We start from the raw sequence: 26,528 nt of genomic DNA, 5'->3' as shown, positions 1-26,528 counted from the left end.
AGGAAACAAGATGGATTGGCCACGTTACGCGCTGCTGGGCGGAATCGCCGCAGTTGTACTCGCCCTGATTTTCCAGTGGAATGCATTCCAGGAACGGCGAGCCCCGGAAATCGACCGCGAAATCGTCACCGCCGGACAGGGCGCCACCGTCCCCGGCACCAGCACCAGCACCGACAATGGCACCGACGTGCCCCAGTTACAGCAGGGGCGCCCAGCCGCTGAGGCCGCGGCGCCCAGCAAGCAACTGGTCAGCGTGACCACCGATGTCTTCGACCTGCTGATCGACCCCCGCGGCGGCGATATCGTCAAGGTGGCCCTGCGCGAGTACGCCCAGGAGCGGGATACCCCTGACCAGCCCCTGCTGCTGCTGAAACAGACCCGCGATGCCACCTACGTCTCCCAGAGTGGCCTGATCGGCCAGAACGGCACCGACAGCGCCAAAGGGCGCCCGCTGTATAGCGTTGCCGATACCCGCTATGCCCTCGCGGAGGGACAGGACACCCTGACCGTGGACCTCACCCTGCGACAGGAAGGGGCCAACATCACCAAGCGTTACACCTTTAACCGCGGCGACTACCTGATCGGCGTTACCTACCTGGTGGACAACACGTCCGCGGCCCCCTGGTCCGCGGCCATGTACGGGCAGATCAAGCGCGACACCCACATGCCGCCCACCGACGCGGGCATCGGCATGTCGCCGTTCCTCGGTGCCGCCCTGCGCACCCCGGAGGAAAACTACTTCAAGCAGGATTTCGAGGAAATCGCCGAGAAGCCCACCACCGTCACGATCGAAGGCGGCTGGGTGGCCATGGTCCAGCACTATTTCCTCAGCGCCTGGGTTCCCCCGCAGGACATGCGCAACACCTTCGAACTGCGCCAGCTGCGCAACGACCTCTTCGCGATGCGATTCGTGGCGCCGCCGGTACAGATCGCCCCGGGCACCCAGGGTGAACTGGACGCATCCTTTTATGCCGGCCCCAAGGACGTCTACCGGCTCGAGGAGATTTCCCCCTACCTGGACCTGACCGTCGACTACGGCTGGCTGTGGTGGATCGCCAAGCCACTGTTCCGGGTACTGCACTTTATCCAGGAGCACATCGTCAGCAACTGGGGCTGGGCGATCATCCTGCTCACCGTCTTTATCAAGGCGCTGCTGTACCCACTGAGCGCGGCCGGCATCAAGTCCATGGCGCGCATGCGCAAGTTCGCGCCGCAGATGAAGAAGCTGCAGGAGCAGTACAAGGACAATCGCCAGAAACTGGCGGAAGAGACAATGAAGCTCTACCGCCGCGAGAAGATCAACCCGATGGGTGGCTGCTTCCCGATCCTGCTGCAAATGCCGGTATTCATCGGCCTCTACTGGATGCTGATGGAGACCGTCGAGCTGCGCCACGCGCCCTGGATCCTGTGGATCAACGACCTTTCAGTCAAGGACCCCTACTTCATCCTGCCAGTCATCATGGGCGCGACTATGTGGCTCATGCAGAAACTGCAGCCACAGCCCACCGACCCGACCCAGGCCCGCATCATGCAGCTGATGCCGCTGATGATGACTTTCTTCTTCCTGTGGTTCCCGGCGGGCCTCGTGCTCTACTGGATTGCCAACAACCTGATTACCATCGCGCAGACCTGGTACCTCAACAAGCAGATCGAGGGCGGCGCCAAGTAGGCCCGCCACCAGGTTTCAAGACACAGGGCCGCACTTCGCGGCCCTGTTTCGTTACAGCGCAGAAAACTCCCAGTCGGATAAACTTCTCCCATGTCATCACAGAACCTCAACCGGGATACCATCGCCGCGGTCGCCACCGCACCGGGCCGCGGCGGCATCGGTGTCATCCGCCTGTCCGGCCCCGATGCCGCCAATATCGCGCGGGCAATCGCCGGCGAGCGCCCCCTGCAACCGCGCCAGGCGCACTACCGCGACTTTCGCCACGACGGGCAGCTGCTGGACCAGGGCATAGCCCTGTTCTTCCCGGGCCCCAACTCCTTTACCGGGGAGGACGTGGTAGAACTGCAGGGGCACGGGGGACCGGTAATCCTCGACCAGTTGCTCCAGGCCTGCATCGAGGAGGGTGCCCGCCAGGCCCGCCCGGGCGAGTTCTCTGAGCGCGCTTTCCTGAACGACAAGATCGACCTGGCCCAGGCCGAGGCCATTGCCGACCTGATCGAGGCCGGGAGCGCCCAGGCTGCCCGCAATGCGATGCGGTCACTACAAGGTGCCTTCTCCGAAAAAATCGAAGATTTAACCGATTCTTTGATGCACCTGCGCATCTATGTCGAAGCGTCGATCGATTTTCCCGAAGAGGAAATCGATTTCCTCGCTGACGGCAAGGTCGCGGCCGATCTGGACCAGCTGCTACAGCAACTCGCAGCGGTGGAGGTCCAGGCACGGCAGGGAAGCATCATGCGGGAGGGCATGCAGGTGGCCATCGCCGGCCGCCCCAATGCTGGCAAGTCGAGCCTGCTGAATGCACTGGCCGGCCGGGAGGCGGCCATCGTCACCGATATCGCCGGTACCACGCGGGACATCCTCCGCGAGCATGTCCACATCGAGGGTATGCCTCTCCAGTTCTCCGACACCGCAGGGCTGCGCGACTCCCCGGACCAGGTGGAGCGGATCGGTATCCAGCGCGCCTGGGAGGAAATACGCCATGCTGATCGGGTCCTGCTGGTAGTGGACGCGGAGCAGGCCCATTCCCTGGACCCGGCTGCAGTCTGGCCGGAATTTACCGAGCGCCTCCCGGACCCGGAGAAGCTGACCCTGGTCCTGAACAAGATCGACCTGACCGATTACAGCGCCGGCCTGCAGGCCCATACCGATGGCGTCCCCGTCATCGCCATAAGCGCGAAAACCGGCGCCGGCCTGGACGCACTGAAACAGCACCTGAAGCAGTGCATGGGCTTTAGCGGGGCCGCCGAGGGCAACTTCAGCGCCCGCCGCCGCCACCTGGAGGCACTGTCCCGCACCCGCGCCTTCATCGAACAGGGCGCCGCCCAGCTGCATGAAAGTGGTGCCGGCGAGCTGCTGGCGGAGGATCTCCGCCAGGCCCAGCAATCCCTGGGGGAAATTACCGGCGCGGTTAGCGCCGACGAGCTGCTCGGCAAGATCTTCGGCAGCTTCTGTATCGGCAAGTAATCCCCCCAAAACCACTGCTTCGGTGCGCCGGGTCCGGCGCACCGAAGCCTTCCCAACTTATTCCCCCCCGCTGCAGCCGTCCCGGCAACCACCACTCCAGAAAGAAGCCCCCCGGAACTCCACTCGTTGAACACAGAAGTTGCGCACAAATGATCACAGGGTTATCCAGAGCCCCCGGTTTCCCCACAGGTCCACTACAACTTCAGTGCCAATTTACCCACAGGAACCCCGCCATGCCCCCACCCTGTGGGTAAAAAAGGGGATAAAACGCCAACTTCCTGCGTGCGAACCCGGGTATAAGTTCGGCTTCCGGGAAATGGCAGCAAAGTTATCCCGTCTGTCCACAGGCGCGTACCGCCATTGCACCCCTGCCGGCACAGGGGTTATGGGCAACCTACCCCTATAGCTAACCTATTGTTTTATATAGCCTTTTCGCTCTTATACAGGAAACTGCCCGCCCTAATAATTACAACAACATCTAAACAACATACCTATATACATATGTATAAGTTTAATAGTGTGTAAGAGGGGGCATGGCGTAGAAAGCATCGAAGCGCCAGCTGGGGATTAACCTCCTGGCGACCACCTTACAATTGCGATGGTCGGTCAGTTGCCCCCGCATTTCTCCATTTGCTGTAAGCGGTGGCTGGCTATAAAATGTGCGCCCTTTTCAGACAGACGCCCCCTGGTGCAGCGGTTATGGAATTCCCCAAAAACTACGATGTCATCGTGATCGGCGGCGGACACGCCGGGACCGAAGCCAGCCTGGCAGCGGCCCGCATGGGTGCCAGCACCCTGCTGTTGACCCATAACATCGACACCCTGGGCCAGATGTCATGCAACCCGGCCATCGGCGGTATCGGCAAGAGCCACCTGGTGAAGGAGGTCGACGCTCTGGGCGGAGCCATGGCGGCGGCCACCGACCGCGCCGGCATCCAGTTCCGGGTACTGAATGCGCGCAAGGGACCGGCTGTGCGCGCTACCCGCGCCCAGGCCGACCGTGCCCTGTATCGCGCAGCCATTCGCGAGACTCTCGAGGCCCAGGCCAACCTGCAGATCTTCCAGCAGGCCGCCGATGACCTCATCGTGGAGGGGGATCGCGTCGTCGGCGTGGTAACCAATGCCGGCCTACGCTTCCGCGCCCGCAACGTCGTCATTACTGCCGGTACCTTTCTCGGGGGGCGCATTCATATCGGCCTCGACAGCCTGTCCGGCGGTCGCGCCGGAGATCCGCCCTCGATCGCGCTGGCAGAGCGCTTGCGGGAGTTGCCGTTCAGGGTTGAACGACTGAAGACCGGCACCCCGCCGCGCATCGATGCGCGCTCAGTGGACTTTTCCGTGATGGAGGAGCAGTGGGGGGACACACCGACCCCGGTCATGTCATACCTCGGGGAGCGGGCCCAGCACCCACGCCAGGTCTGTTGCTGGATAACCCACACCAATACCCGCACCCATGACGTCATCCGCGGCGGCCTGGACCGCTCGCCAATGTTTTCCGGTGTTATCGAGGGCGTGGGGCCGCGCTATTGCCCCTCCATCGAGGACAAGGTGCACCGCTTTGCCGACAAGGACAGCCACCAGATTTTCGTTGAACCGGAGGGGCTGACCACCAACGAGCTCTACCCGAACGGGATCTCGACCAGCCTGCCCTTCGATGTACAGGTGGACCTGGTGCAATCCATCCCCGGTTTCGAGCGGGCCCATATCACCCGTCCCGGCTACGCAATAGAGTATGACTTCTTCGACCCGCGCGACCTGAAGCCGTCGCTCGAGACCAGGTTTATCGAAGGTCTGTTTTTCGCCGGCCAGATCAACGGGACCACCGGCTACGAGGAGGCGGCTGCCCAGGGCTTGCTGGCGGGAACCAACGCCGCGCTGCGTGCGCAGGAGCGCGAGGCCTGGTGCCCGCGCCGCGACGAAGCTTACCTGGGTGTGCTGGTCGATGACCTGATCACCAGCGGTACCAAAGAGCCGTATCGCATGTTCACCAGCCGCGCCGAATACCGCCTGCTGCTGCGTGAGGACAATGCCGACCTGCGCCTGACCGAAAAAGGGCGTGAGCTGGGACTGGTCCCGGACGCGCGCTGGGAGGCCTTCTGCGAGAAGCGCGAGGGCATCGCGCGCGAGGAGCAGCGCCTGCGTGAGACGTGGGTCCACCCGGGCACGCCGCAGGCCGCCCGGGTCGAGACCCGCCTGCCGCAACCGCTCGGGCGGGAGTACAACCTCATGGACCTGCTGCGCCGCCCGGAGCTGGGCTATCGCGATGTTGCGGACCTCAAGGGGCAGGCTGTGGAAGATGAGCGCGTTGCCGAGCAGGTGGAGATTGCCGCCAAGTACGCGGGCTATATCGATCGCCAGCGCGATGAAATCGAGCGCCTGCAGGCCTATGAGGACACGCCCATTCCGGCGGATTTCGATTACAGCGAGGTCTCGGGCCTGTCGAGCGAGGTAAAGCAGAAGCTGGGCGACACCCGCCCCGATACCCTGGCCCGGGCCTCGCGCATACCGGGAGTGACTCCCGCGGCGGTGTCGCTGTTGCTGATCCAGCTGAAGAAGCGCGGTCTGCTGACGCGCAAGAAGGCCGGCTAGCACGGGAGTTTTGCGGCAGCGCCCGGCGGCGCCTGCTGCGGTAAGTTACAGCTGCCCCAGGGGGCAAATCGGGGGATCCGACAATTTCTCTGCAGATGGAAGAATTCCGCCCGCGCCTGTGCCAGGCCGCGGCCGCGATGGGCGTGGAACTGTCGCGCGAACAGCAGGACAAGCTGCTGCACTACCTGGCGCTGTTCGCCCGCTGGAATGCCGCCTACAACCTGTCGGCGATACGCGACCCGGCCCAGATGCTGGAGCGCCACATCATCGACAGCCTCAGCGTGGTAAAGCTCTGCGGGGCCGCCGACGAGCCATTGATCGATGTGGGTAGCGGTGGCGGCCTGCCGGGTATCCCGCTGGCGATCATTTACCCGGACCGGCCCATCACCCTGCTCGACAGCAACGGCAAGAAGACCCGTTTCCTGTTCCAGGTGGCGAGCCAGCTGCCGCTGCCCAACGTCACGGTGGTGAATGAGCGGGTGGAGGCCTACCAGCCACCGCAGAAATTTGCCGGCGTGGTTTCACGGGCGTTCGCCTCTGTGGCTGACATGGTAACCTGGTGTGAGCACTTGCTAACCGAGGGTGGCAGGTTTTACGCTATGAAGGGCAAGTGGCCCGAAGATGAGTTGAGCGCACTTGCAAAAGGGATTAAGGTCGAGCAGGTGCATCCCCTGTCGGTACCGGGTTGCGATGCGGATCGCCACCTCATCGTTCTCTGCCGCGAGTGAAAGGCGGCAGCCTGGCGTAAATCCCGCGCTGAAACTACCAGTTTTCAGAACCAGATTCCGAGACCTGCGCGCGCCCGCCTGGCGGGTGGCGCCTGCTGATGCCGGCCAATGCCGTGCGACCCGGGCGACTTCAGGGAGGGCGTCCCCGGGGAGAACAAAGGACAAGAACCTTGAGCAAGATATTTGCCGTAGCCAACCAGAAAGGCGGTGTGGGCAAGACCACCACCTGCGTCAACCTGGCCGCCTCCCTGATCGCGAGCCGTCGCCGCGTACTGCTGATCGACCTGGACCCGCAGGGCAACGCCACCATGGGCAGCGGTGTGGACAAGAGCCAGCTGGCAATCTCGTCTTACGATGTGCTGGCCGGCGAAGCGGCGGCGCGGGATGCGATCGTCACCACCGAGAGCGGTTTTGACCTGCTGCCGGCCAACGGCGACCTGTCCGCGGCGGAGGTGGAGCTCCTCGACATGGAGGGCCGCGAGTCGCGGTTGCGCAAGGCCCTGCGCCCGATCGCCGGTGACTACGACTATGTCGTGGTCGACTGCCCGCCCTCCCTCAACATGCTCACGGTCAATGCCCTCTGTGCGGCCAATGGCGTACTGATTCCCATGCAGTGCGAGTATTACGCCCTTGAGGGGCTGTCGGCGCTGATCGACACCATCACCCAGATCCAGCGGGCGGCGAACCCCGAGCTGCGCATCGAGGGCATCCTGCGCACCATGTACGACCCGCGCAACAGCCTTACCAGTGACGTTTCCGAGCAGTTGTCCGAGTACTTCGGCGAGCGTCTCTACCGGACCTGCATTCCCCGTAACGTGCGGCTGGCCGAGGCACCCAGCTACGGCAAGCCGGCGCTGGAGTACGACAAGCACTCCAAGGGTGCCATTGCCTACCTGGCGCTGGCCGGCGAGATGACCCGCCGCCACGCCGCCAACCAGAATTCGTCCCGCCCGGTGGCGGAAGCCGTTTAATTTGAGGTAAGACACTATGGCCACCAGGCGCAAGGGGTTGGGCAGGAACCTGTCCCACCTGATCAGTGGCGAGGCCAGCCAGGCCATCGCCATGGCAACCGGCAGCGGTAACGCGGAGGCCGTCGATGGCGAGCTGCGCGAACTGCCGATCGAATTCCTGCAGCGCGGCCGCTACCAGCCGCGTCGCGACTTCCCCCAGGAGTCCCTGCAGGAGCTGGCGGATTCGATCCGCGCCCAGGGCATCATGCAGCCGATCGTGGTTCGGCCGGTAGGCGAACAGGCCTACGAGATCATTGCCGGTGAGCGTCGCTGGCGCGCTGCACAGCTGGCGGAACTGGACCGGGTCCCGGCGCTGGTGCGTGACGTGCCCGACGAGGCCGCCATCGCCATGGCGCTGATCGAGAATATCCAGCGCGAGGACCTGAATCCGGTCGAGGAGGCCATGGCCCTCAAGCGCCTGCAGGATGAGTTCGAACTCACCCAGCAGCAGGTGGCCGAGGCTGTGGGCAAATCCCGCACGGCGGTGACCAACCTGTTGCGCCTGCTCAGCCTGACCGAGGATGTGCGCACATTCCTCGAGCGTGGCGACCTGGAATTCGGCCATGCCAAGGCCCTGCTGGGCCTCGGTGGCGACGCCCAGCGTGCCGCCGCCAGGCAGGTTGTGGACAAGGGGCTCACCGTGCGCCAGACCGAGGCCCTCGTCCGCCGCCTGCAGCAGCAGGCCCAGAACCCCGCCCCGGCCAAACCGAAAGAAGACCCGAACATTCGCCGCCTGAGTGAGCGGCTGTCGGAGAAAGTCGGCGTCCCGGTGAGCATCGACCACAACGAGAAGGGGGTGGGCAAGCTGGTACTCAAGTACAACAGTCTCGATGAGCTGGATGGCATCCTCGCCCACCTCGGGTACCGCGAGGACTGAGCCTGCGGAAATGCGCGCCTCACAAGTGGGCGTCGAGGCATGTTGGTGAATGCTCACCACCCGCCGATTCTGCTACGAAAAAACACCGAAAACAGGTTAAGTTGGGCTGATTTTGCAGTTGAACCGACAACGCGGTTACTCCTATAATTCGCTCGCCCAAAAATTGGGCGGAAAGCGCTAATTTGGTCGGCAAAGTCCCGCCTATGTACAAACCCCCGGTGTTGTTGATTGCCGCGGTGCAGCTGCTGCTGGTATCGCTGGCGGGTGCGGTATTGCATTTTGGCGGCCGGCCGGTGACCGCGCTGTCGGTGTGGATCGGCGGTGCATTGTGCGCGCTGCCCAACGCTTATTTCGGCTATCGCGCGTTCCGTCATCGGGGCGCCCGGGCAGCCCACCGGGTGGTAGAGTCCTTTTACCGGGCGGAGACGGGCAAGTTTATCCTGACCCTGGCGGGGTTTGCGGCAGTGTTTGCCGTGGTCAGGCCGCTCGATGCGGCCGCGCTGTTTATCAGCTACGGCTCCTGCGTTGTGCTGCAGTGGCTGTTGGTGGCGCGCCTGGTCCGCTGACCGGCGCAAACGACAAATTCAATTGATTGAGTGCTGAGGAACTATGGCAGGCGAAGGTCAAACCGCGACGCAGTATATCCAACACCACCTGCAGAACATGGCATACGGGAAGCTGCCGGCCGGCTACACCCGTGCCGACGGCACCGTTCTGAGTGAGAGCACCTGGACCCTGGCCCACTCTTCCCAGGAAGCCGCCGACATGGGCTTCTGGGCCCTTCACCTCGACAGCCTGGGTTGGGCGATCGGCCTGGGCATGCTGTTCTGTTTCCTTTTTTACCGCGCCGCCAAGAAGGCCACCGCCGATGTGCCCGGAGGTTTCCAGAGCCTCGTTGAAGTGACCATCGATTTCGTCGACAAGCTGGTGAAGGATACCTTCCAGCACCGCAACTCCATGGTTGCGCCAATGGCCCTGACCATCTTCGTCTGGGTCTTCCTGATGAACCTCATGGACCTGATCCCGGTCGATTGGCTGCCCATGGCGGCCGCCCAGGCATCCGGTAATGAGCACCTGTTCTTCAAGGTGGTGCCGACCACCGACCTGAATGTCACACTGGGCATGGCCCTGGCGGTGTTTGCGCTGATGATCTTCTTCAGCATCAAGGAGAAGGGCGCGCTTGGTTTCATCAAGGAACTCACCCTGCACCCCTTTCACTCCGGCAAGTGGTACGTGGATATCTTCCTGATTCCCTTCAACCTGCTGCTTGAGCTGGTCTCGCTGATTGCCAAGCCGGTGTCCCTCGGCCTGCGTCTGTTCGGTAACCTGTACGCAGGGGAAATGATTTTTATCCTGATCGCCATCGTGTTCGGCGTGGGCGTGCTCGGCTTTATCGGCGCCGGCTTCATGCAGCTGGGATGGGCAATCTTCCACATCCTGGTGATCACGCTGCAGGCGTTCGTGTTCATGGTCCTGACCACGGTCTACATGTCCATGGCTCATGATCGCGAGGAAGAACACGCAAACGATCACTGATCGGAATGGGGCCAAGCCCCGAACAGAGAACTTTTTTCCACAACTCTTAAACTCTCAACCTTTGATTTGGAGAATACAATGGAAGCACTTGGTCTGGTTTACATCGCGAGCTCACTGCTGATCGGTCTGGGCGCACTGGGTACTGCAATCGGTTTCGGCACCCTGGGCGGTAAGCTGCTGGAAGGTTCTGCTCGCCAGCCGGAACAGGCTCCGGCTCTGCAGGGCAAAATGTTCCTGATGGCCGGCCTGCTCGACGCCGTGCCGATGATCGGTGTTGGTATCGCCATGTACCTGATCTTCGCGGTTGCTCCTGGTCTGGCTGGTTAATTCCATCGTTCCAATTGCCCTTAACCCCTTTTAAAGAGCAAGAGGTGTCGGTGTGAATATCAACCTGACTCTAATAGGCCAGTCGATTACATTCCTGGTCTTCGTGTGGTTCTGCTGGAAGTACGTGTGGCCGCCCCTTCTCGGCGTCATGCAGGAGCGCGAGCAGAAGATTGCCCAGGGCCTGGAAGAGGCCGAGCGTGCCGGTAAGGACCTCGAGCTTGCCCAGCGCAAAGCCGCTGATCAGCTCAAGCAAGCCAAGGAGCAGGCTGCGGAAATCATCGATGGCGCCAACAAGCGTGCCAACCAGATCCTCGACGAGGCCAAGCAGGCCGCTGTCGAAGAAGGTGATCGCCTGAAGGCCGCAGCCAAAGCCGAGATCGAGCAAGAGGTTAACCGAGCCAAGGAGCAGCTGCGCAGCCGCGTCGCCGCCCTGTCGGTGCTCGGTGCCGAAAAGATCCTCTCGGTAAATATCGATGCCAAGGCGCACGACGACCTGATCGACAAACTGGCAGCCGAGCTGTAAGCGAGGAACCCCATGGCGGAACTCAGCACACTGGCCCGGCCCTACGCCAAAGCGGCGTTCGCCTACGCGCAGGAAGCCTCCGATCTCGGTGGCTGGAGTACTGCGCTGGCGACGGCAGCCGCGGTCAGCCAAAGCGAAAAAGTCGGTGAGATGCTGGAGAACCCGCAGCTCACCGCCGACGAACGCGCAGAAAAATTCCTGTCCATCTGTTCAGATGACCTCAGCGAATCCGGCAAGAACTTCCTGAAGCTGCTGGCGGAAAATCACCGCCTGCCGCTCCTGCCGGAGATTTATGAGCTGTTTGAAGAGCTCAAGGCACAGGCTGAAGCCACCCTTGAGGTGGAAGTCGCCTCAGCGCGCCCGCTCAGCGAAGCGCAGGCGCAGCAGCTGACCCAGGCACTCAGCAAGAAGTTCGGCCGCGAAGTGCAGTTGCACAGCGCCGTCGACGAGAGTCTCCTGGGCGGCGCGATCGTGCGCGCCGGCGATACAGTCATCGATGGCACTGTGCGCGGCCGACTGGCCAAGCTCGCCGAGGCGATGAACTCCTAAACAACTTTCCCGGACGTCATTTCCGGCATTTGGGAACTTGAGGAACAGAGCATGCAGCAACTGAATCCCTCTGAGATCAGTGAAATTATCAAGAGCCGCATCGAGAGTCTCGATGTGGCCACCCAGGCCCGGACCGAGGGCACCATTGTTTCCGTGTCTGACGGTATCGTCCGCATCCACGGCCTCGCCGACGTGATGTTCGGTGAGATGATCGAGTTCGACGGCGGCGTCTACGGTATGGCGCTGAACCTCGAGCGCGACTCCGTGGGCGCCGTTATCCTGGGCGACTACAAGTCCCTGGCCGAAGGCCAGAAGTGCCGTTGCACCGGCCGCATCCTGGAAGCCCCGGTTGGCCCGGAGCTGCTTGGACGCGTGGTGGACGCACTGGGCAACCCGATTGATGGCAAGGGCCCGCTCAACACCGACCTGACCGACGCGGTGGAAAAAGTGGCTCCCGGCGTTATCGCCCGCCAGTCCGTTGACCAGCCCGTGCAGACCGGCCTGAAGGCAGTGGACACCATGATCCCGATCGGCCGCGGCCAGCGGGAGCTGATCATCGGTGACCGCCAGATCGGTAAGTCCGCGGTGGCTATCGACACCATCATCAACCAGAAAGGCACCGGCATTAAGTGTATCTACGTTGCCGTGGGCCAGAAGCAGTCGTCCATCGCCAACGTGGTGCGCAAGCTGGAAGAGCACGGTGCCATGGACCACACCATCGTGGTTGCCGCCGGTGCTGCCGACCCTGCTTCCATGCAGTTCCTGGCGCCGTACGTGGGCTGCACCATGGGCGAGTACTTCCGCGACCGCGGTGAAGACGCCCTGATCATTTACGACGACCTCACCAAGCAGGCCTGGGCTTACCGCCAGATCTCCCTGCTGCTGAAGCGTCCCCCGGGCCGTGAAGCCTATCCCGGTGACGTTTTCTACCTGCACTCCCGCCTGCTGGAGCGCGCCGCGCGTGTTAACGCCGACTACGTGGAAAAGTTCACCAATGGTGAAGTGAAAGGCAAGACCGGCTCCCTGACCGCCCTGCCGATCATCGAGACCCAGGCCGGTGACGTTTCCGCGTTCGTACCGACCAACGTGATCTCCATTACCGACGGCCAGATCTTCCTGGAGACCGACCTGTTCAACGCCGGTATCCGCCCGGCCATCAACCCGGGTATCTCCGTATCCCGTGTGGGTGGTTCCGCGCAGACCAAGATCATCAAAAAGCTGTCTGGTGGTATCCGTACCGCCCTCGCCCAGTACCGCGAGCTGGCGGCCTTCTCCCAGTTCGCCTCCGACCTGGATGAAGCCACCAAGGCACAGCTGGACCACGGTGAGCGCGTTACCGAGCTGATGAAGCAGAAGCAGTACTCCCCGCTCTCCATCGCCGAGATGGCGGTTTCTGTTTACGCTGCCGACAAGGGTTACCTGAAGGACGTGGAAGTCAACAAGGTGCTGGATTTCGAATCTGCCCTGCACGCTTACATGAACAGCGAACACGCAGAGCTGATGGAAAAGGTGAACAGCACTGGCGACTACAACGATGAGATCGATGCAGCCTTCAAGGCAGCCATCGAGAAATTCGTCGCTACCGGTAGCTGGTAATCATGCTCCGGTCCCGCCCTGAAACGGGAGCGGGACCGGGGGTAGGCAAAAGGGTAAATCACTATGGCAGGCGGAAAAGAAGTACGCACAAAAATTGCCAGCATCAAGAGCACGCAGAAAATTACCTCCGCGATGGAAATGGTCGCGGCGAGTAAGATGCGGAAGGCTCAGGATCGCATGGCTCTGGGGCGTCCCTACGCCCAGCGCATACGCGCGGTGATCGGCCACGTCGCCAACGCATCGGCCGAATACCAGCACATCTACCTGCAGGAGCGCGAGGCCAAGCGGGTTGGATTCATCCTGGTATCCACCGACCGCGGGCTCTGTGGCGGCCTGAACATCAACATGTTCAAGGCAGCCATCCGCGACATGCAGGCGTGGTCAGAGCGTGGCGTCGATGTGGAGATCTGCGCGGTCGGTAACAAGGCAGCCAGCTTCTTCAGCAGCATCGGCGGCAAGGTGGTCGCGGCCCTGCGTGACGTGGGCGACAACCCGCAGGCGAACAAGCTGATCGGCTCGGTGAAGGTCATGATGGATCGCTTCTCGTCCGGCGAAATCGACCGCCTGTTCCTGGTGTCCAACGAGTTCGTCAACACCATGTCGCAGAAGCCGCGCGTGCAGCAGCTGCTGCCGTTGCCCAAAGAGGACAACGACCAGCTCAAGCACAACTGGGACTACCTGTATGAGCCCGAGCCGGTGGAACTGCTGGACGGACTGCTGGCGCGTTACATCGAATCGCAGGTGTACCAGGCCGTGGTCGAGAACAAGGCCTGTGAACAGGCAGCGCGCATGATTGCCATGAAGAGCGCCACCGACAATGCCGGCGAGCTGATCGACGCGCTGCAGCTTGTGTACAACAAGGCGCGCCAGGCGGCCATTACCCAGGAGCTGTCCGAGATTGTGGGCGGCGCCGCAGCGGTTTAAGCGGCAGAACGAATTTTGATTTGAGGATCCGGAAATGAGTAACGGACAGATTGTGCAAGTAATCGGGGCGGTTATCGACGTGGAATTCCCGCGCGATTCCGTACCGAAGGTATACGACGCACTCGTGGTAGAGGACAAGAACCTCACCATGGAAGTGCAGCAGCAGCTGGGCGACGGCGTGGTACGTGCTATCGCCATGGGTTCATCCGAGGGTATCTCCCGCGGCCTGGCGGTGAAGAACACCGGCGCGCCGGTTTCCGTACCGGTCGGTACCGAGACCCTGGGACGTATCATGGACGTGCTGGGTAACCCGATCGACGAGTGCGGCCCGATTGGTGGTGAGGGTGCTGACGTGGAACGTGCTTCCATTCACCGCGCTGCCCCCACTTACGAAGAGCAGTCCAGCTCCACCGAACTGCTGGAAACCGGCATCAAGGTGATCGACCTGGTATGCCCGTTCGCCAAGGGTGGTAAGGTCGGCCTGTTCGGCGGTGCCGGCGTGGGCAAGACCGTGAACATGATGGAGCTCATCAACAATATCGCCACCGAGCACAGCGGCCTGTCCGTATTCGCCGGTGTGGGTGAGCGTACCCGTGAAGGTAACGACTTCTACTACGAGATGCAGGAAGCGGGCGTTGTAAACGTCGAGAACTTCTCTGAGTCAAAGGTAGCGATGGTTTACGGCCAGATGAATGAGCCGCCCGGAAACCGTCTGCGTGTGGCCCTGACCGGCCTGACCATGGCGGAGAAATTCCGCGACGAGGGTCGCGACGTTCTGCTGTTCGTCGACAACATCTACCGTTACACCCTGGCCGGTACCGAAGTATCCGCCCTGCTCGGCCGTATGCCGTCAGCGGTAGGTTACCAGCCGACCCTGGCCGAGGAGATGGGTGTCCTGCAGGAGCGTATTACCTCCACCAAGACCGGCTCCATTACTTCCATCCAGGCGGTATACGTACCGGCGGACGACCTTACCGACCCGTCCCCGGCTACAACCTTCGCCCACCTGGACTCCACCGTAGTACTGAGCCGTGACATCGCCGCCAAGGGTATCTACCCGGCTGTGGATCCGCTGGACTCCACCTCCCGCCAGCTGGACCCGCTGGTTATCGGCCAGGAGCACTACGAAGTGGCCCGCGGCGTGCAGTCCGTACTGCAGCGCTACAAGGAGCTGAAGGACATCATCGCCATCCTGGGTATGGACGAACTGTCCGAGGAAGACAAGCAGATCGTGGCCCGTGCCCGTAAGATCGAGCGCTTCCTGTCCCAGCCCTTCCACGTGGCGGAAGTATTTACCGGCGCGCCGGGCAAATACGTGTCCCTGAAAGAGACCATCCGTGGCTTCCAGGGCATCCTTAACGGCGACTACGATGACCTGCCGGAACAGGCCTTCTACATGGTCGGCACCATCGACGAAGCCGTCGAGAAAGCCAACAAGGCCAAGTAAGCGCGGAACTCACCGCCGCCCGCCCTTTCGGGCGCGGCGGCGGGAATTCGCAAGGCAAACAGCAGAGAATGAGGTAGCCTTATGGCTATGACTGTACATTGCGATATCGTGAGCGCTGAGGAATCCCTGTTCTCCGGGCTGGTGGAGCTGGTTGTTGTCACCGGTGTCGAGGGTGAACTGGGCATTTCCTACGGCCATGCCCAGCTGCTCACAGCGCTGAAGCCGGGTCCTGTGCGCATCATCAAGCAGGGTGGTGAGGAAGAGGTGTTGTTCGTCCGCGGCGGTTACGCCGAGGTGCAGCCCAATATGGTCACCATCCTGGCCGATGTCGCCGAGCGCGAGATTGACGAGGAAGCCGCGCAGAAGGCCCGCGAAGAAGCGGCCCACGCCCTGCACCAGGCGCCCTCCGAGATCGACTACGCCCGCATCTCCGCGCAGCTGGCCGAGGCCGAAGCGCGCCTGCGTACCCTGCAGGCTATCCGCAAGGCGGCCGGTAAGTAAGACGCTCTTACCGATCACCCAGTGGAAAAAAAGCAGCTCCGGCTGCTTTTTTTGTGTCTTGGGCTGTCTCCACGCGCGTTTCCATCTGGCTGAAATGCGGTGAGGGGCATCCCCAGCCTGGTTCACTCCTCACCGGTTTTGTCCGCCCTGGCAAGACAGCATCGGAGCATTACATGACCTCTTCTACGCAACCCCGTGTCGGGATTGCCCTCGGCAGCGGCGCCGCCAAAGGCTTTGCCCATATCGGCGTGCTGAGCGCACTGGACGAAATGGGAATTCGCCCCCAGGTGATCGCCGGCTCTTCCATGGGCGCGTTTGTCGGCTCAGCCTATGCCGCGGGTTGCCTCGACAAATTGGAGAAATGGGTGAAGATGCTGGATAACTGGCGGGTGTTCTCCCTGCTGGATATCAACTGGACATTCAGTGGCGGCCTGATTGGTGGCAAGAAACCGTTCCAGGCCTTTTTCGAGGACTTTGCCTACCAGAATATCGAGGATCTGCCAGTGCCATTTACTGCGGTGGCAACTGACCTAGACAGCGGCCAGGAGATCTGGCTGCAGGAGGGCAACCTGAGTGATGCGGTGAGTGCGTCCTGCTCCATTCCCGGGCTGCTGTCCCCGAAACAGGTCGCGGGGCGCTGGCTGGTCGATGGGGCCGTGGTCAACCCGGTGCCGATCGACGTCTGCCGCGCGATGGGGGCAACCTGTGTGATCGCGGTCGATGTTACGGAGGATGGCGCATCGTTGCGGGAGCAGCGCCAGGGTGATGTGGAAACGCTGGCGAGCGACGGGGACGGTAGCGACAGCCCGGAAGAGGATATATCCCGGCAGGAGGCCCGTATGGATGTTTCCACGGGAAAGTCTCTCGAGAAACTGCTGACCCAGGGGCGCGAACAACTGTCCCAGATCGGTGACCGATTCACCCGGACCACACCCTATGCCCCGGGCATGCTAGAGACCATGTCGACATCAATGGAAATTCTCGAGCGCCGCCACAAGCGCTCGCGGCTCATGGGTTCCCCCCCCGACATTATGATCATGCCCAAGGTCGGCGTGATAGGCAGTATGGAGTTTTCCCGGGCCGCCGAGGCAGTGGCAGCAGGCAAGGCGGAAGTCGAGCGCGTGAGGACCTGGATCGAGGATGTGGTGCCGCGTGCCTGACCGGAACTCTTCCAGGTAATTCAATCGTGTGGCGGGCACAGCCGTGGCTTCGCCACAGCGCGCGGCCTATCCGCTGGAGCTCACGAAGCACGGCAGCCTGGGTTTTTCCTGCGGCCGCCGCGCATCACTGCTGCTCCATAAACTTCCTTGCCCTGGCAATCTCTTCCCGGCTGCCATATTCACCAGCCTGGTCGAGTAGCTCCTGGTAGAACTTCGACGCTGCACGGTTATCACCGATTTCCGCGGCAGCCCTGGCCGCGCCATACAGGCTATTGAATCTGCCGGCATTTACCTCGAGTGCTGCCCGGTACGCCTCGACAGCCTCACGCGGCTTGTTGGAAGCCAGCAGCATATCACCCAGCAGTTCCCTTGCGGGAAGCACCGGCCCGGGTGTAACCGGGTGCTTGTCCATGGAGTCTTCCATGTCAGCCGCCTCGCGCATCAATGCCCGTGCTTGCTGTTGATCGCCTGCAGATAACTCTGCCCATGCCTGTACCGCCAGTTGCTGGACTTTGACCTGCCGCGCCCAGTACTGCTCGCCGGCTGCCGCAGTCTGTTCCTGCAACTCACCCAGTCTCCCGGCCGACCGCACGGCGGCAGCGCTATCGCCACTGCGGGCAGCGCCGATGCCGCGGGCAAACTCCACGACGGCCTCGGTCCAGGGGTATTTGTCCCAGGGAAAGCTTCCGGGCACGCGAGGATCAAGGGCTGCGGCTCCCCGCCAGTCCCGGTTTTCCAGCGGATAGCGCGCACGGGACGCCGCGATACCGTAAGCGGAGGCAAACTCATCCTGGGCCTCGGCCGCCGCCTGCAGTTCTGCGATTGTTGCCTTCGCCTCCTTTTTACGTCCCTGCTGCAGGTAGGCGTACAGGAGGTAATCGAGCGCATGGTAATAGTGGAGCGAGGTCTTTCCCTCCGCTGGCTGACGCCTGGCGGCCGCTGCGGAGCGCTTGTTCCAGTCGATGGTGTCCGGCCAGATGCCCTGGCGGACAAAAATGTGCGAAGGCATGTGCAGTGCATGTGGTACTTCGGGGGCGATTTTGTCGTATTCACGGGCAACTTCCAGTGCCCGCCCGGCCAGCGCCGGATTGTCGTAGGCGTGTATCAGGTAGTGGTACATGGCCGGGTGCCGGGGCGCTTTCCCCCGCAAGCGCTCGAGTATCTTGCCGGCCGCCTTCTGGTGCGTGTAATCCTTGTCCTCCTTGGGCGCAGTGGCCACCAGTGAGAGCGCATACAGCGCACCGGCATCGACATCATCCGGGAAGCGCTCGTAGAGCTGTTGTTGCGCTGCGCTCCAGGCCTCGAGGTTTTTGCGGTGCCGGGTCTTGTCCCAATCCTGATAGAAAGCGCTTGCGGCCTCAATGTACGCCTTCTCACGTGCCGTCTCTGGAGAGATTTCCCGCGCCTTGCGCAGTGCCTCCTGGCCGCGCGCGAGTGCCTCTGCTGGTGGTGGTGCCCAGAGTGGGTGCAAAGCGGTCATCGCGATACCCCAGTAGGCCATGGCGCAATCCGGGTCCCGCCGGGCAATATCGGCAAAGAGCTCGTGTGACTGCACGTACATCATATGGTGCAACAGGGCCACCGCGCGGTTGAAGTCCGCCTGCACTGACCGTGAGCACGAGGTCGAAAAGCTGACTGAGCCGATGTCCTGTTGTTCGGCCACGGCTGCCGGTGGGCTGGTCGCCACTGACAGAGCCAGCGCGAGGGTAAGCGAGAGGGATAAAAAGCTGGTCCCACTGATGATTGGTGTCTTCATTTGGGGAGGCCCCTGTTGATCTGCTAACGCACAAGTCTAGCTACTTAACTGTGGGCCCTGGTGTTGGCGCAAAATTAGATCCGGCAGTGCAAACCTGTAGTCAATAACGCAAGGATCAGCTGGAATCGCGAGGGCTCTGGAGTAAAGTAGGGAACAGAAAGAATTGAATAACTCAGGATGGATCCGATGACGGCAGATATAACTTTTTACACCAACCCCCAGTCCCGTGGCCGTATTGCCCGCTGGATGCTGGAGGAGACAGGGCAACCCTATAGAGTGGAGCTCATCGAGTATGGCGCTGCCATGAAGTCCGCTGAGTTTCTTGCCATCAACCCGATGGGCAAGGTCCCGGTTATCCGTCACGGTGAGCATATTGTCACTGAGACCGCTGCTATCTGTGCCTACCTGGCGGACGCATTCCCGCAAGCGGGGCTGGCCCCAACAGGTGACGAGCGCGCCAACTATTACCGTTGGTTATTTTTCACCGCTGGGCCGCTGGAGGCTGCGCTCACCAACAAGAGTATCTTTGGCAGCGATCCGGCGCCCGACAAGCAGGGCATGGCGGGCTATGGCAACTACGCTACCGCGATTGATGTCCTCTCCCATGCAGTAAAGGCCAATCCCTATATCGCCGGAGCGCGCTTCACGGCAGCGGATGTCTACGTGGGGTCCCAGGTGGGCTGGGGCCTGCAGTTCGGAACCATCGACAAACGGCCGGAATTCGTGGAGTACTTCGCCCGCATCAGTGAACGTGCAGCCTTCCTCCGGGCCAGTGAACTGGATAATGCGCTGGCGGCAGAACCTGCCGGCTCCTGACCCTACCTTCAGCAGCGCGCCCCGAGCGGCGCGCCGTTTTTCCTCGTGAGCGGGAAAGCTCGATGTCGCAGCTGCGTCCTGCACTGCCGGCCAATTACCCCCTGCGCTGTTACTGGCTACAGCTAAACTAAGATTGGCTCGCCATGCCCATCACCGCCATTTGCGTGGGGTGATGAGAAAGCTCTGTCAAGGGAGAACCATGCCCACATCCAGCGATACGGACCGCCAGAAGAATGAGGGCGAGATACTGCGGGAGCAGATGCGCGACAGCCTGTATGAGTACAAGCGCAACAACTTCACCCTGCTGCTCTCGTCTGTGGCCGCCGGTCTTGAAATAGGGTTCAGTTTCCTGTTGATGGCTGCATTGTTTACCCAGTATTACGACAATGTGAGCAGTTACACGCTCCACCTGATCATCGCGCTGAGCTACCCGATCGGCTTTATCCTGGTGGTCATCGGCAGGACCGACCTCTTCACCGAGCACACGACCCTCGCCATACTCCCGGTGCTGGATGGGCGCCGGAAGCTGCGGGGATTGATGCGGGTATGGGGCCTGATTTATATCGGCAATATGGTCGGCGCCCTGCTGTTCGCTTCTCTGTTTGTGCAGTTCAGCGAAGTCACCGTCAATGTGGACAAGACCGCGATTGCTTATTACAGCGAAAAACTCATTGCGGACGGAAACCTGGGCCTGTTTCTTGGCGCGGTCTATGCGGGCTGGCTGATGGGACTGCTGGCCTGGGTGGTTTCGTCGGCTTCCGATACCATCAGCCGGATAGCTGTGATCACGCTCATCACTTTTGTCATCGGTTTCGGCGGCCTCGCGCACTGCATCGCGGGCGCGGTTGCAATGTATGCCGCCTGGATCAGTGACGCAGCAGACGTGAGCACTACACAGTTACTGAACTTCCTCGCCCTGGCCACACTGGGCAATACGATCGGCGGCTCCGTGTTTGTAGGCCTGATCAAGTACAGCTATATCTCGAAAAAGGGTTGAGTACGGTTTGCGCGGCGAAGCCGCCGGACGATCGCTTCGCCCCCACTACCCTGCAATCGCTTGTCTGTGCCCTGTCCTCGGTCTTCAGACCAGCGATAGGGCCACGCCCGGCGCCACTCCCATTGCAACCGCTCGGGCAGGTGCTGGCCGCCCAATGGCTGCCAGGGTTCTCGTAACGGGTGAAGTTCACCGAAGTGCGCGGCGTGAAGAACATCCACCCGCCTGAACAGATGACGGGGCCCGCCTGTTGCGGGGAATGCAGGCGCAGGGCCGCGAACTTGTCCGCGCCCGCCGATCGCAGCACAATATGCGCCTTTTTTAAGTTCCAGCGGGTGTTGTGCGCCCGGAAAAGCAACAGGCCGAAGTTATGACCATCGATATCGTTATCCTCGCCGCCGGTAAGGGCACCCGTATGCGCTCCGACCTGCCGAAGGTCCTGCACCCGATCGGGGGGACACCGATGCTCGGGCGGGTGATCGAGACTGCGCAGCAGCTCGGGGACGTGGAAATCACCGTAGTGGTCGGCCATGGCGCAGAGCTGGTGCGCGCCCGTTTCGCTGACAGCGGAGTGAGGTTCGTCGAGCAGACCGAGCAATTGGGTACCGGCCACGCGGTTGCCCAGGCGATCCCGAATTTCCGCCCCGGGGCCACCGTGCTGGTGCTCTACGGCGATGTGCCGCTGGTGAAAACCGGTACCCTGCAGTCGCTGCTGTCCTCCTCCGACAAGGGGCCGGCACTGCTGTCGGTGGAGATGGCGAACCCGGCCGGCTATGGCCGCATCGTGCGCGACGACGCCGGACGGGTGCTGGAAATCGTCGAGGAAAAGGATGCGGACGCCGATACCCTGGCAATCCGCGAGGTGAATACCGGCATACTCGCCGCCCCTGCCGAACTGCTGGCGCGCTGGCTGCCGGAGCTTTCCAGTGACAACGCCCAGGGCGAGTACTACCTCACCGATGTGATTGCGCGCTCCGTCAGCGAGGATATCGCGGTCACCGGCGTGCGCGCGAGCGACCCGCTGGAGGTGGCGGGCGTGAACAGCCGCGCGCAGCAGGCGCAGATGGAGCGGGCGCTGCAGCACGGCCGCGCGCTGGCGCTGATGAATGCCGGCGTCACCCTGCTGGACCCGGCGCGCTTCGACCTGCGCGGGCGCCTGGACTGCGGCACCGATGTCTCTATCGATATCAACTGTGTGTTTGAGGGTGAGGTGGTGCTGGGCGACGGTGTGCAGGTCGGCCCCAATTGCATCCTGAAGAACTGCCGGCTGGCGGCCGGCACCCGCGTCGAGGCCAACTCGATCATCGAGGACGCGCAGGTGGGTGAAGCGTGCACCATCGGCCCCTTCGCCCGCCTGCGCCCGGGTACCGAGCTGGCAGACGGTGCCAAGGTGGGCAACTTTGTGGAGACCAAGAAAGCGCGCATCGGCCGCGGCAGCAAGGTGAACCACCTGTCCTACGTGGGCGATGCCCAGGTCGGCGAGCAGGTAAATATCGGCGCCGGCACCATCACCTGCAACTACGATGGCGTCAACAAATCGCTGACGGAGATAGGCGATGGCGCCTTTATCGGTTCCAATTCTTCCCTGGTGGCACCGGTGAAAGTCGGCGCGGGCGCCACTGTCGGTGCCGGCTCCACCATTACCCGGGAGGTGCCGGACGAGGAGCTGGCGGTGGCTCGCGGCAAGCAGCGCAACGTCAGCGGCTGGCAGCGGCCCGTGAAAAAATCCTGACCCCGGCGCCCCGAAGCCAGCCGGGCGCGCAAAAAATCCGGCGGCTATCCCCTCACCCGGGGCCGGCGCCGCCTCGCCCATCCGTTACACTTGCGCATCGGGAAGAAAGGGAATTGCCCGATGCACAAACCCCGCATGCACCTGGTGGCCTCGTTCGATATTGCGCACCTCCAGTATCTTGATGAACAGGGCCGCGCCACCCAGGCCCTGCCGGACTTCGCCACGCCCGATGCCCTGCAGGCAATGTACCGGCAGATGGCGCTGGCACGCCTGGTGGATGACCATGCCGTCAAACTGCAGCGTACCGGACAGCTGGGCACTTATCCGTCGAGCCTTGGGCAGGAAGCGATCGGTGTGGGTACCGGTGGTGCGCTGCGGCGACAGGATATCTATTGCCCGTATTACCGGGAAACCGGCGCACTGCTGGAGCGCGGGGTGGAGGTTGCCGAGATCCTCGCCATCTGGGGGGGATACGAGCGCGGCCAGGACTTTCGCCATGCACCGGGCGACTTCCCCCTGTGCATACCTATCGCCACCCAGTTGCTGCACGCTGCGGGGGTGGCATTCGCCCTCGCCTACCAGCAGCGCCACATGGGTGCGGAACCCCGGGTTGTCGTCACCAGCGCCGGTGACGGGGCCAGTTCCAGGGGCGACTTCTACGAGGCAATGAACCTGGCCGGCGCCTGGAAACTGCCGGTGGTGTTCGTGATCAACAACAATCAATGGGCCATCTCCGTGTCGCGCCGCGCCCAGACCGCCGCCTGCACCATCGCCCAGAAGGCTGTCGCGGCCGGCATAAACAGCCTCCAGGTCGATGGCAACGATGTGATCGCGGTGCGTGCCGCGGTGAGCGACGCGGTGGAGCGTGCCCGCGCGGGTGGCGGTCCCATGCTGATCGAGGCCGTAAGCTACCGCCTCTGTGACCACACCACCGCCGACGATGCGTCCCGCTATTGTCCCCCCGACGAACTCGAGGCGGCCCGTGCCCGCGAGCCGCTGCTGCGCCTGGCCCGCTACCTCGGCCACGCCGGGCTGTGGGACAGCGCCCGCGAGGAGGAACTGCAGCGGGAGCTGGCCGAGATCATGGAGCGCGAGCTGCTGGCATACCGCGATTGGGAGCCCGAGGTACCCACGGCGATGCTCGAGCATCTCTATGCCACGCTGCCGGAGCCGCTGCTGGAACAGTACGACGAACTGGCGGCGATGCCGCCGCCCACGGGAGCCAGTTGATGCCCGCTATTACCCTGGTGGAGGCTGTCACCCAGGCGCTGGCGTATGAACTGCGCGAGGATCCGCGGGTGGTGGTGTTTGGCCAGGATGTGGGGGTCAACGGCGGCGTATTTCGCGCCACCGACGGGTTACAGGCGGAGTTCGGTGGCGCGCGGGTGCTGGACACCCCGCTGGCCGAAAACATGATCGCGGGCATCGCCGTGGGGATGGCGGCCCAGGGCCTGCGGCCGGTTGCCGAGTTCCAGTTCATGGGCTTCATCTATCCCGGGCTGGACCAGATGCTCAGCCATGCCGCACGCCTGCGCAACCGCACCCGCGGCCGCCTTTCCTGTCCCCTTGTCTACCGTGCGCCCTACGGTGGGGGCATCCACGCACCGGAGCATCACTCGGAGAGCACCGAGGCCATCTTCGCCCATATCCCGGGGTTGCGGGTGGTGGTGCCGTCCTCGCCCGGCCGTGCCTACGGTCTGCTGCTGGCCGCCATTCGCGACCCCGACCCGGTGATATTCCTCGAACCCAAGCGGATCTATCGAGCGTTGCGCCAGGAGGTGCCGGATAACGGCGAGGCGCTGCCCCTGGATCGGTGCTTCCGCCTGCGCGAGGGGACGGACATCACCCTGGTGGCCTGGGGGGCGGCGCTGAAAGAGACTCTCGCCGCCGCCGAGCAGTTGTCCGCCGAGGGCGTCGAGGCGGAAGTCATCGACCCGGCCACCCTCAAGCCCCTGGATATCCACACCATCATCGATTCGCTGGAGAAGACCCGCCGCTGCGTGGTCATTCACGAGGCCGCGCGATTCTGCGGCCTCGGCGCCGAAATTGCGGCGCAGATCAACGAGTACGCCTTCGACCTGCTCGATGCGCCGGTGCACCGGGTGACCGGCTTTGACACGGTGATGCCCTATTACCGGCTGGAGGACTGCTACCTCCCGGATATGGAACGCATCCTGGCGGGAGTCCGCCGCACCCTGGAGTACCCGGCATGAGGATGTTCAAGCTGCCGGACCTGGGTGAGGGGCTGCCGGACGCAGTGATTCGTGAATGGCACGTTAGCGAAGGCGACAGCATCGCCACGCACCAGAGCCTGGTTACCGTCGAGACCGCCAAGGCCCTGGTGGAGGTCCCGGCGCCTTTTGGCGGGGTGGTGGAGAAGCTCTACGCGTCCCCGGGCGACACCGTGGAGGTGGGACAGCCACTGGTCGGGTTCGCCGCCCGCACCGGTGAAGAAGCCCCTGAAAGTCCGTCCGGGCAGGGGCGCGGGGCCGTCGCCGGTGGGGAAAAGACTGCCGGGGAGAAAGTTGCCGGAGAGAAAGTTGCCGGGGATGCGGGCACCGTGGTGGGGCGCATCCAGGCCGGCGCCGGGGTGTTGGCGACGGAGCAGTTGCCCGGAGCGCGGGCGGAGCGATGGGAAACCCCCGCGGTGCGGGCCCTGGCCCGCCGCCTCGGGGTAGACCTGGCGGGCCGGCGGCCGCAGGGGGCACGCTTTACCGAGGCGGAGGTGCGCCGGCTGGCGGCCGCGCCAGCCAGCCCCCGGGTGGCGGAAGCCGTTGCGTCAAAGACGGCGACTGCTGCGGATTCTCCCGCACGCCGCGCCATGGCACAGGCCATGGCACAGGCGCGCGACCGGGTGGCGCCCATGACCCTCTGTGATGAAGTGGATGTCTCCGCGTGGTGGGGCGCGGACAACCCGACCCTGCGGCTGCTCCGCGCCATCGGCCATGCCGCCGCAGTGGAGCCAAACCTGAATGCGCTCTACCGGGACGAGCGGCTGGAGCCGGCGGAACGGGTCAGTGTAGGCCTGGCGGTGGACTCGCCCCGCGGGCTGTTCGTGCCGGTGCTCAAAGACGTGGGCGCGCTGTCCGACGATGAACTACTGGCGCGGGTGGAGCAGTACAAGCTCCAGGCCCGCGAGACGGGAATCGCCCGCGACGACCTCCAGGGCGCGACCATCCTGTTGTCCAATTTCGGCGGCCTCGGCGGCCGCTTTGCCACACCGGTAGTACTGCCCCCCACCGTGGCGATCGTCGGTGCCGGGCGCGTGTACCAGGGGGTGGTTCCCGTGGGTGACCGGCCCGCTGTACGGCCGCTGTTGCCTGTCTCCATCAGTGCCGACCATCGCGCGGTCACCGGCGGCGAGCTGGCGCGGTTTCTCGGGGCATTGGTCGCAGCCCTTTCCTCCTGAGCCCCAGACCAAAGCCCGTCCCGAAATTTCCTGTGGGCAAACCTATTTCGTTTTGCTATCGTTAAGTTTCAAATCGAAACTTAAGCGACCATGTCAAAACGCAACACCCAGCAGCGGCGCCACCAGATACTGGCGCTCCTCAACGAGATCGGCCAGGTAAGCGTCGAGCAGCTCGCGCGCAAGTTCGAAACCTCGGAGGTTACGATCCGCAAGGACCTGACCGCGATGGAAAACAACGGCCTGCTGCTGCGTCGGCACGGCGGCGCCATCCCGGTACCGCGGGAGCTGGTGGTGGAGGAGGCGCCCTCCGAAGTAAAGCGCGCCATCGGTCGTGCGGCCGCCGGCCTGATCCCTGACCACCACCGTATCGTTATCGATTACGGGCGTACCACCGCGGCGATGATCCCCGAGCTGAACCACAAGCGCGGCCTGGTGGTAATGACCAATTCCCTGCACGTGGCCAACGCGCTGCGCGAGCTGGAAAACGAACCCACGCTGCTGATGAGCGGCGGCACCTGGGATCCGCATTTCGAGGCCTTCCAGGGCCGGGTGGCGGAACAGGCCCTGCGCGGTTACGACTTCGACCAGGCGTTTATCGGCGCCGACGGTATCGACCTGCAGCGGGGCACCTGCACTTTCAACGAGCAGATCGGCCTGTCGCGGGTGATGGCGGAGGTAGCTCGGGAAGTGGTGGTGCTGGCCGAGTCCAGCAAGGTCGGCCGGCGCATCCCCAACCTGGAGTTGCCCTGGGACCAGGTGCACACCCTGGTCAGTGATGAGGGCCTGGAAGATGAGGCGCGCACGGCTTTGGAGAAGCTCGGTGTGCGGGTGGTCTGCGCGGAAGTGAGTACTCACGGCAAGTAAAGAAAACCGGGTGTGCCCCCGCGGGATACACCCCAATGAAGATTAAGAAAGAGG

General features: G+C 63.0%; 24 protein-coding genes. 23 read left to right on the top strand and 1 reads right to left on the bottom strand.

Translation table 11 applies throughout. The features are described from left to right. The first annotated feature begins 10 nt into the window (after positions 1-10). From yidC to rssA, 16 genes are all read left to right on the top strand, one after another. Complete coding sequence (yidC, locus tag BLT26_RS11485; protein ID WP_091514019.1) at positions 11-1,669, top strand: membrane protein insertase YidC; 1,659 nt, start codon at positions 11-13, stop codon at positions 1,667-1,669. Between the two features lie 90 nt (positions 1,670-1,759). Next, complete coding sequence (mnmE, locus tag BLT26_RS11480) at positions 1,760-3,136, top strand: tRNA uridine-5-carboxymethylaminomethyl(34) synthesis GTPase MnmE (protein WP_091514015.1); 1,377 nt, start codon at positions 1,760-1,762, stop codon at positions 3,134-3,136. 699 nt (positions 3,137-3,835) lie between these two features. Next, on the top strand, positions 3,836-5,725 hold the full coding sequence (gene mnmG / locus BLT26_RS11475) for a tRNA uridine-5-carboxymethylaminomethyl(34) synthesis enzyme MnmG (RefSeq protein ID WP_091514012.1): 1,890 nt from the start codon (positions 3,836-3,838) through the stop codon (positions 5,723-5,725). 95 nt (positions 5,726-5,820) lie between these two features. Further along, entirely contained in the window at positions 5,821-6,453 is a 633-nt protein-coding gene (rsmG, locus tag BLT26_RS11470) for a 16S rRNA (guanine(527)-N(7))-methyltransferase RsmG (RefSeq protein WP_091514009.1), read from the top strand. A gap of 170 nt (positions 6,454-6,623) precedes the next feature. Then, positions 6,624-7,424, top strand: a complete 801-nt coding sequence (locus tag BLT26_RS11465; RefSeq protein WP_091514007.1) for a ParA family protein — start codon at positions 6,624-6,626, stop codon at positions 7,422-7,424. Positions 7,425-7,440: 16 nt separating this feature from the next. After that, positions 7,441-8,340, top strand: coding sequence for a ParB/RepB/Spo0J family partition protein (locus BLT26_RS11460; RefSeq protein ID WP_091514004.1), 900 nt, complete (start codon positions 7,441-7,443; stop codon positions 8,338-8,340). A gap of 203 nt (positions 8,341-8,543) precedes the next feature. Continuing rightward, positions 8,544-8,906, top strand: a complete 363-nt coding sequence (locus tag BLT26_RS11455) for an ATP synthase subunit I (RefSeq protein WP_091514001.1) — start codon at positions 8,544-8,546, stop codon at positions 8,904-8,906. A 43-nt stretch (positions 8,907-8,949) separates the two neighbouring features. Next, on the top strand, positions 8,950-9,876 hold the full coding sequence (atpB, locus tag BLT26_RS11450; protein WP_091513997.1) for a F0F1 ATP synthase subunit A: 927 nt from the start codon (positions 8,950-8,952) through the stop codon (positions 9,874-9,876). 78 nt (positions 9,877-9,954) lie between these two features. Then, complete coding sequence (atpE, locus tag BLT26_RS11445; RefSeq protein WP_091513993.1) at positions 9,955-10,203, top strand: F0F1 ATP synthase subunit C; 249 nt, start codon at positions 9,955-9,957, stop codon at positions 10,201-10,203. 52 nt (positions 10,204-10,255) lie between these two features. Next, positions 10,256-10,726 carry a F0F1 ATP synthase subunit B gene (locus BLT26_RS11440; RefSeq protein WP_091513990.1) on the top strand — a complete coding sequence of 157 codons (471 nt, stop codon included), beginning with the start codon at positions 10,256-10,258 and terminating at the stop codon, positions 10,724-10,726. Between the two features lie 12 nt (positions 10,727-10,738). Then, entirely contained in the window at positions 10,739-11,275 is a 537-nt protein-coding gene (locus BLT26_RS11435) for a F0F1 ATP synthase subunit delta (protein ID WP_091513986.1), read from the top strand. 51 nt (positions 11,276-11,326) lie between these two features. Continuing rightward, positions 11,327-12,871, top strand: a complete 1,545-nt coding sequence (atpA, locus tag BLT26_RS11430) for a F0F1 ATP synthase subunit alpha (protein WP_091513982.1) — start codon at positions 11,327-11,329, stop codon at positions 12,869-12,871. 63 nt (positions 12,872-12,934) lie between these two features. Further along, positions 12,935-13,795: a F0F1 ATP synthase subunit gamma gene (atpG, locus tag BLT26_RS11425; protein WP_091513979.1), complete on the top strand. Its 861-nt coding sequence runs from the start codon at positions 12,935-12,937 to the stop codon at positions 13,793-13,795. A gap of 34 nt (positions 13,796-13,829) precedes the next feature. After that, complete coding sequence (atpD, locus tag BLT26_RS11420) at positions 13,830-15,242, top strand: F0F1 ATP synthase subunit beta (RefSeq protein ID WP_091513975.1); 1,413 nt, start codon at positions 13,830-13,832, stop codon at positions 15,240-15,242. Positions 15,243-15,323: 81 nt separating this feature from the next. Continuing rightward, positions 15,324-15,743, top strand: a complete 420-nt coding sequence (locus BLT26_RS11415) for a F0F1 ATP synthase subunit epsilon (RefSeq protein ID WP_091513971.1) — start codon at positions 15,324-15,326, stop codon at positions 15,741-15,743. 173 nt (positions 15,744-15,916) lie between these two features. Continuing rightward, positions 15,917-16,903, top strand: coding sequence for a patatin-like phospholipase RssA (gene rssA, locus BLT26_RS11410; RefSeq protein ID WP_091513967.1), 987 nt, complete (start codon positions 15,917-15,919; stop codon positions 16,901-16,903). 124 nt (positions 16,904-17,027) lie between these two features. Here rssA and BLT26_RS11405 read toward each other — a convergent pair whose 3' ends face one another. After that, a complete protein-coding gene (locus BLT26_RS11405; protein ID WP_217631429.1) occupies positions 17,028-18,659 on the bottom strand; it encodes a tetratricopeptide repeat protein in 1,632 nt (543 codons plus the stop codon). Between the two features lie 186 nt (positions 18,660-18,845). Between BLT26_RS11405 and BLT26_RS11400 the strand changes: the two genes are divergently transcribed. The 7 genes from BLT26_RS11400 (at position 18,846) to BLT26_RS11370 (ending at position 26,474) form a co-directional block, all read left to right on the top strand. Beyond that, positions 18,846-19,475, top strand: coding sequence for a glutathione S-transferase family protein (locus tag BLT26_RS11400; RefSeq protein ID WP_091514372.1), 630 nt, complete (start codon positions 18,846-18,848; stop codon positions 19,473-19,475). Between the two features lie 199 nt (positions 19,476-19,674). After that, complete coding sequence (locus BLT26_RS11395) at positions 19,675-20,472, top strand: formate/nitrite transporter family protein (RefSeq protein WP_175453097.1); 798 nt, start codon at positions 19,675-19,677, stop codon at positions 20,470-20,472. Positions 20,473-20,839: 367 nt separating this feature from the next. Next, entirely contained in the window at positions 20,840-22,201 is a 1,362-nt protein-coding gene (gene glmU, locus BLT26_RS11390) for a bifunctional UDP-N-acetylglucosamine diphosphorylase/glucosamine-1-phosphate N-acetyltransferase GlmU (RefSeq protein WP_091513960.1), read from the top strand. A gap of 120 nt (positions 22,202-22,321) precedes the next feature. Then, a complete protein-coding gene (gene pdhA, locus BLT26_RS11385; RefSeq protein ID WP_091513955.1) occupies positions 22,322-23,431 on the top strand; it encodes a pyruvate dehydrogenase (acetyl-transferring) E1 component subunit alpha in 1,110 nt (369 codons plus the stop codon). Beyond that, positions 23,431-24,414, top strand: coding sequence for an alpha-ketoacid dehydrogenase subunit beta (locus BLT26_RS11380; protein WP_091513951.1), 984 nt, complete (start codon positions 23,431-23,433; stop codon positions 24,412-24,414). Before pdhA ends, BLT26_RS11380 begins: the two co-directional genes overlap by 1 nt. Further along, positions 24,411-25,610: a dihydrolipoamide acetyltransferase family protein gene (locus tag BLT26_RS11375; RefSeq protein ID WP_091513947.1), complete on the top strand. Its 1,200-nt coding sequence runs from the start codon at positions 24,411-24,413 to the stop codon at positions 25,608-25,610. Before BLT26_RS11380 ends, BLT26_RS11375 begins: the two co-directional genes overlap by 4 nt. Positions 25,611-25,700: 90 nt before the next feature. After that, the gene (locus BLT26_RS11370; RefSeq protein WP_091513944.1) at positions 25,701-26,474 is read left to right on the top strand and encodes a DeoR/GlpR family DNA-binding transcription regulator; all 774 of its coding nucleotides are present in this window, start codon (positions 25,701-25,703) and stop codon (positions 26,472-26,474) included. Positions 26,475-26,528 lie beyond the last annotated feature (54 nt).

Origin of the sequence: Microbulbifer yueqingensis, assembly GCF_900100355.1 — a bacterium.
GTDB classification, from domain to species: Bacteria; Pseudomonadota; Gammaproteobacteria; order Pseudomonadales; family Cellvibrionaceae; genus Microbulbifer; species Microbulbifer yueqingensis.
The sequence above is the reverse complement of the archived record's forward strand: the minus strand, read 5'-3'. Positions and strand labels throughout refer to the sequence as shown.

What these genes read in the sequence shown, in the direction of transcription:
- yidC (WP_091514019.1), top strand. Translation starts at nt 11, where the DNA reads ATGGATTGGCCACGTTACGCGCTGCTGGGCGGAATCGCCGCAGTTGTA.
- mnmE (WP_091514015.1), top strand. Translation starts at nt 1,760, where the DNA reads ATGTCATCACAGAACCTCAACCGGGATACCATCGCCGCGGTCGCCACC.
- mnmG (WP_091514012.1), top strand. Translation starts at nt 3,836, where the DNA reads ATGGAATTCCCCAAAAACTACGATGTCATCGTGATCGGCGGCGGACAC.
- rsmG (WP_091514009.1), top strand. Translation starts at nt 5,821, where the DNA reads ATGGAAGAATTCCGCCCGCGCCTGTGCCAGGCCGCGGCCGCGATGGGC.
- BLT26_RS11460 (WP_091514004.1), top strand. Translation starts at nt 7,441, where the DNA reads ATGGCCACCAGGCGCAAGGGGTTGGGCAGGAACCTGTCCCACCTGATC.
- BLT26_RS11455 (WP_091514001.1), top strand. Translation starts at nt 8,544, where the DNA reads ATGTACAAACCCCCGGTGTTGTTGATTGCCGCGGTGCAGCTGCTGCTG.
- atpB (WP_091513997.1), top strand. Translation starts at nt 8,950, where the DNA reads ATGGCAGGCGAAGGTCAAACCGCGACGCAGTATATCCAACACCACCTG.
- atpE (WP_091513993.1), top strand. Translation starts at nt 9,955, where the DNA reads ATGGAAGCACTTGGTCTGGTTTACATCGCGAGCTCACTGCTGATCGGT.
- BLT26_RS11435 (WP_091513986.1), top strand. Translation starts at nt 10,739, where the DNA reads ATGGCGGAACTCAGCACACTGGCCCGGCCCTACGCCAAAGCGGCGTTC.
- atpA (WP_091513982.1), top strand. Translation starts at nt 11,327, where the DNA reads ATGCAGCAACTGAATCCCTCTGAGATCAGTGAAATTATCAAGAGCCGC.
- atpG (WP_091513979.1), top strand. Translation starts at nt 12,935, where the DNA reads ATGGCAGGCGGAAAAGAAGTACGCACAAAAATTGCCAGCATCAAGAGC.
- atpD (WP_091513975.1), top strand. Translation starts at nt 13,830, where the DNA reads ATGAGTAACGGACAGATTGTGCAAGTAATCGGGGCGGTTATCGACGTG.
- BLT26_RS11415 (WP_091513971.1), top strand. Translation starts at nt 15,324, where the DNA reads ATGGCTATGACTGTACATTGCGATATCGTGAGCGCTGAGGAATCCCTG.
- rssA (WP_091513967.1), top strand. Translation starts at nt 15,917, where the DNA reads ATGACCTCTTCTACGCAACCCCGTGTCGGGATTGCCCTCGGCAGCGGC.
- BLT26_RS11405 (WP_217631429.1), bottom strand. Translation starts at nt 18,659, where the DNA reads ATGAAGACACCAATCATCAGTGGGACCAGCTTTTTATCCCTCTCGCTT.
- BLT26_RS11400 (WP_091514372.1), top strand. Translation starts at nt 18,846, where the DNA reads ATGACGGCAGATATAACTTTTTACACCAACCCCCAGTCCCGTGGCCGT.
- BLT26_RS11395 (WP_175453097.1), top strand. Translation starts at nt 19,675, where the DNA reads ATGCCCACATCCAGCGATACGGACCGCCAGAAGAATGAGGGCGAGATA.
- glmU (WP_091513960.1), top strand. Translation starts at nt 20,840, where the DNA reads ATGACCATCGATATCGTTATCCTCGCCGCCGGTAAGGGCACCCGTATG.
- pdhA (WP_091513955.1), top strand. Translation starts at nt 22,322, where the DNA reads ATGCACAAACCCCGCATGCACCTGGTGGCCTCGTTCGATATTGCGCAC.
- BLT26_RS11380 (WP_091513951.1), top strand. Translation starts at nt 23,431, where the DNA reads ATGCCCGCTATTACCCTGGTGGAGGCTGTCACCCAGGCGCTGGCGTAT.
- BLT26_RS11375 (WP_091513947.1), top strand. Translation starts at nt 24,411, where the DNA reads ATGAGGATGTTCAAGCTGCCGGACCTGGGTGAGGGGCTGCCGGACGCA.
- BLT26_RS11370 (WP_091513944.1), top strand. Translation starts at nt 25,701, where the DNA reads ATGTCAAAACGCAACACCCAGCAGCGGCGCCACCAGATACTGGCGCTC.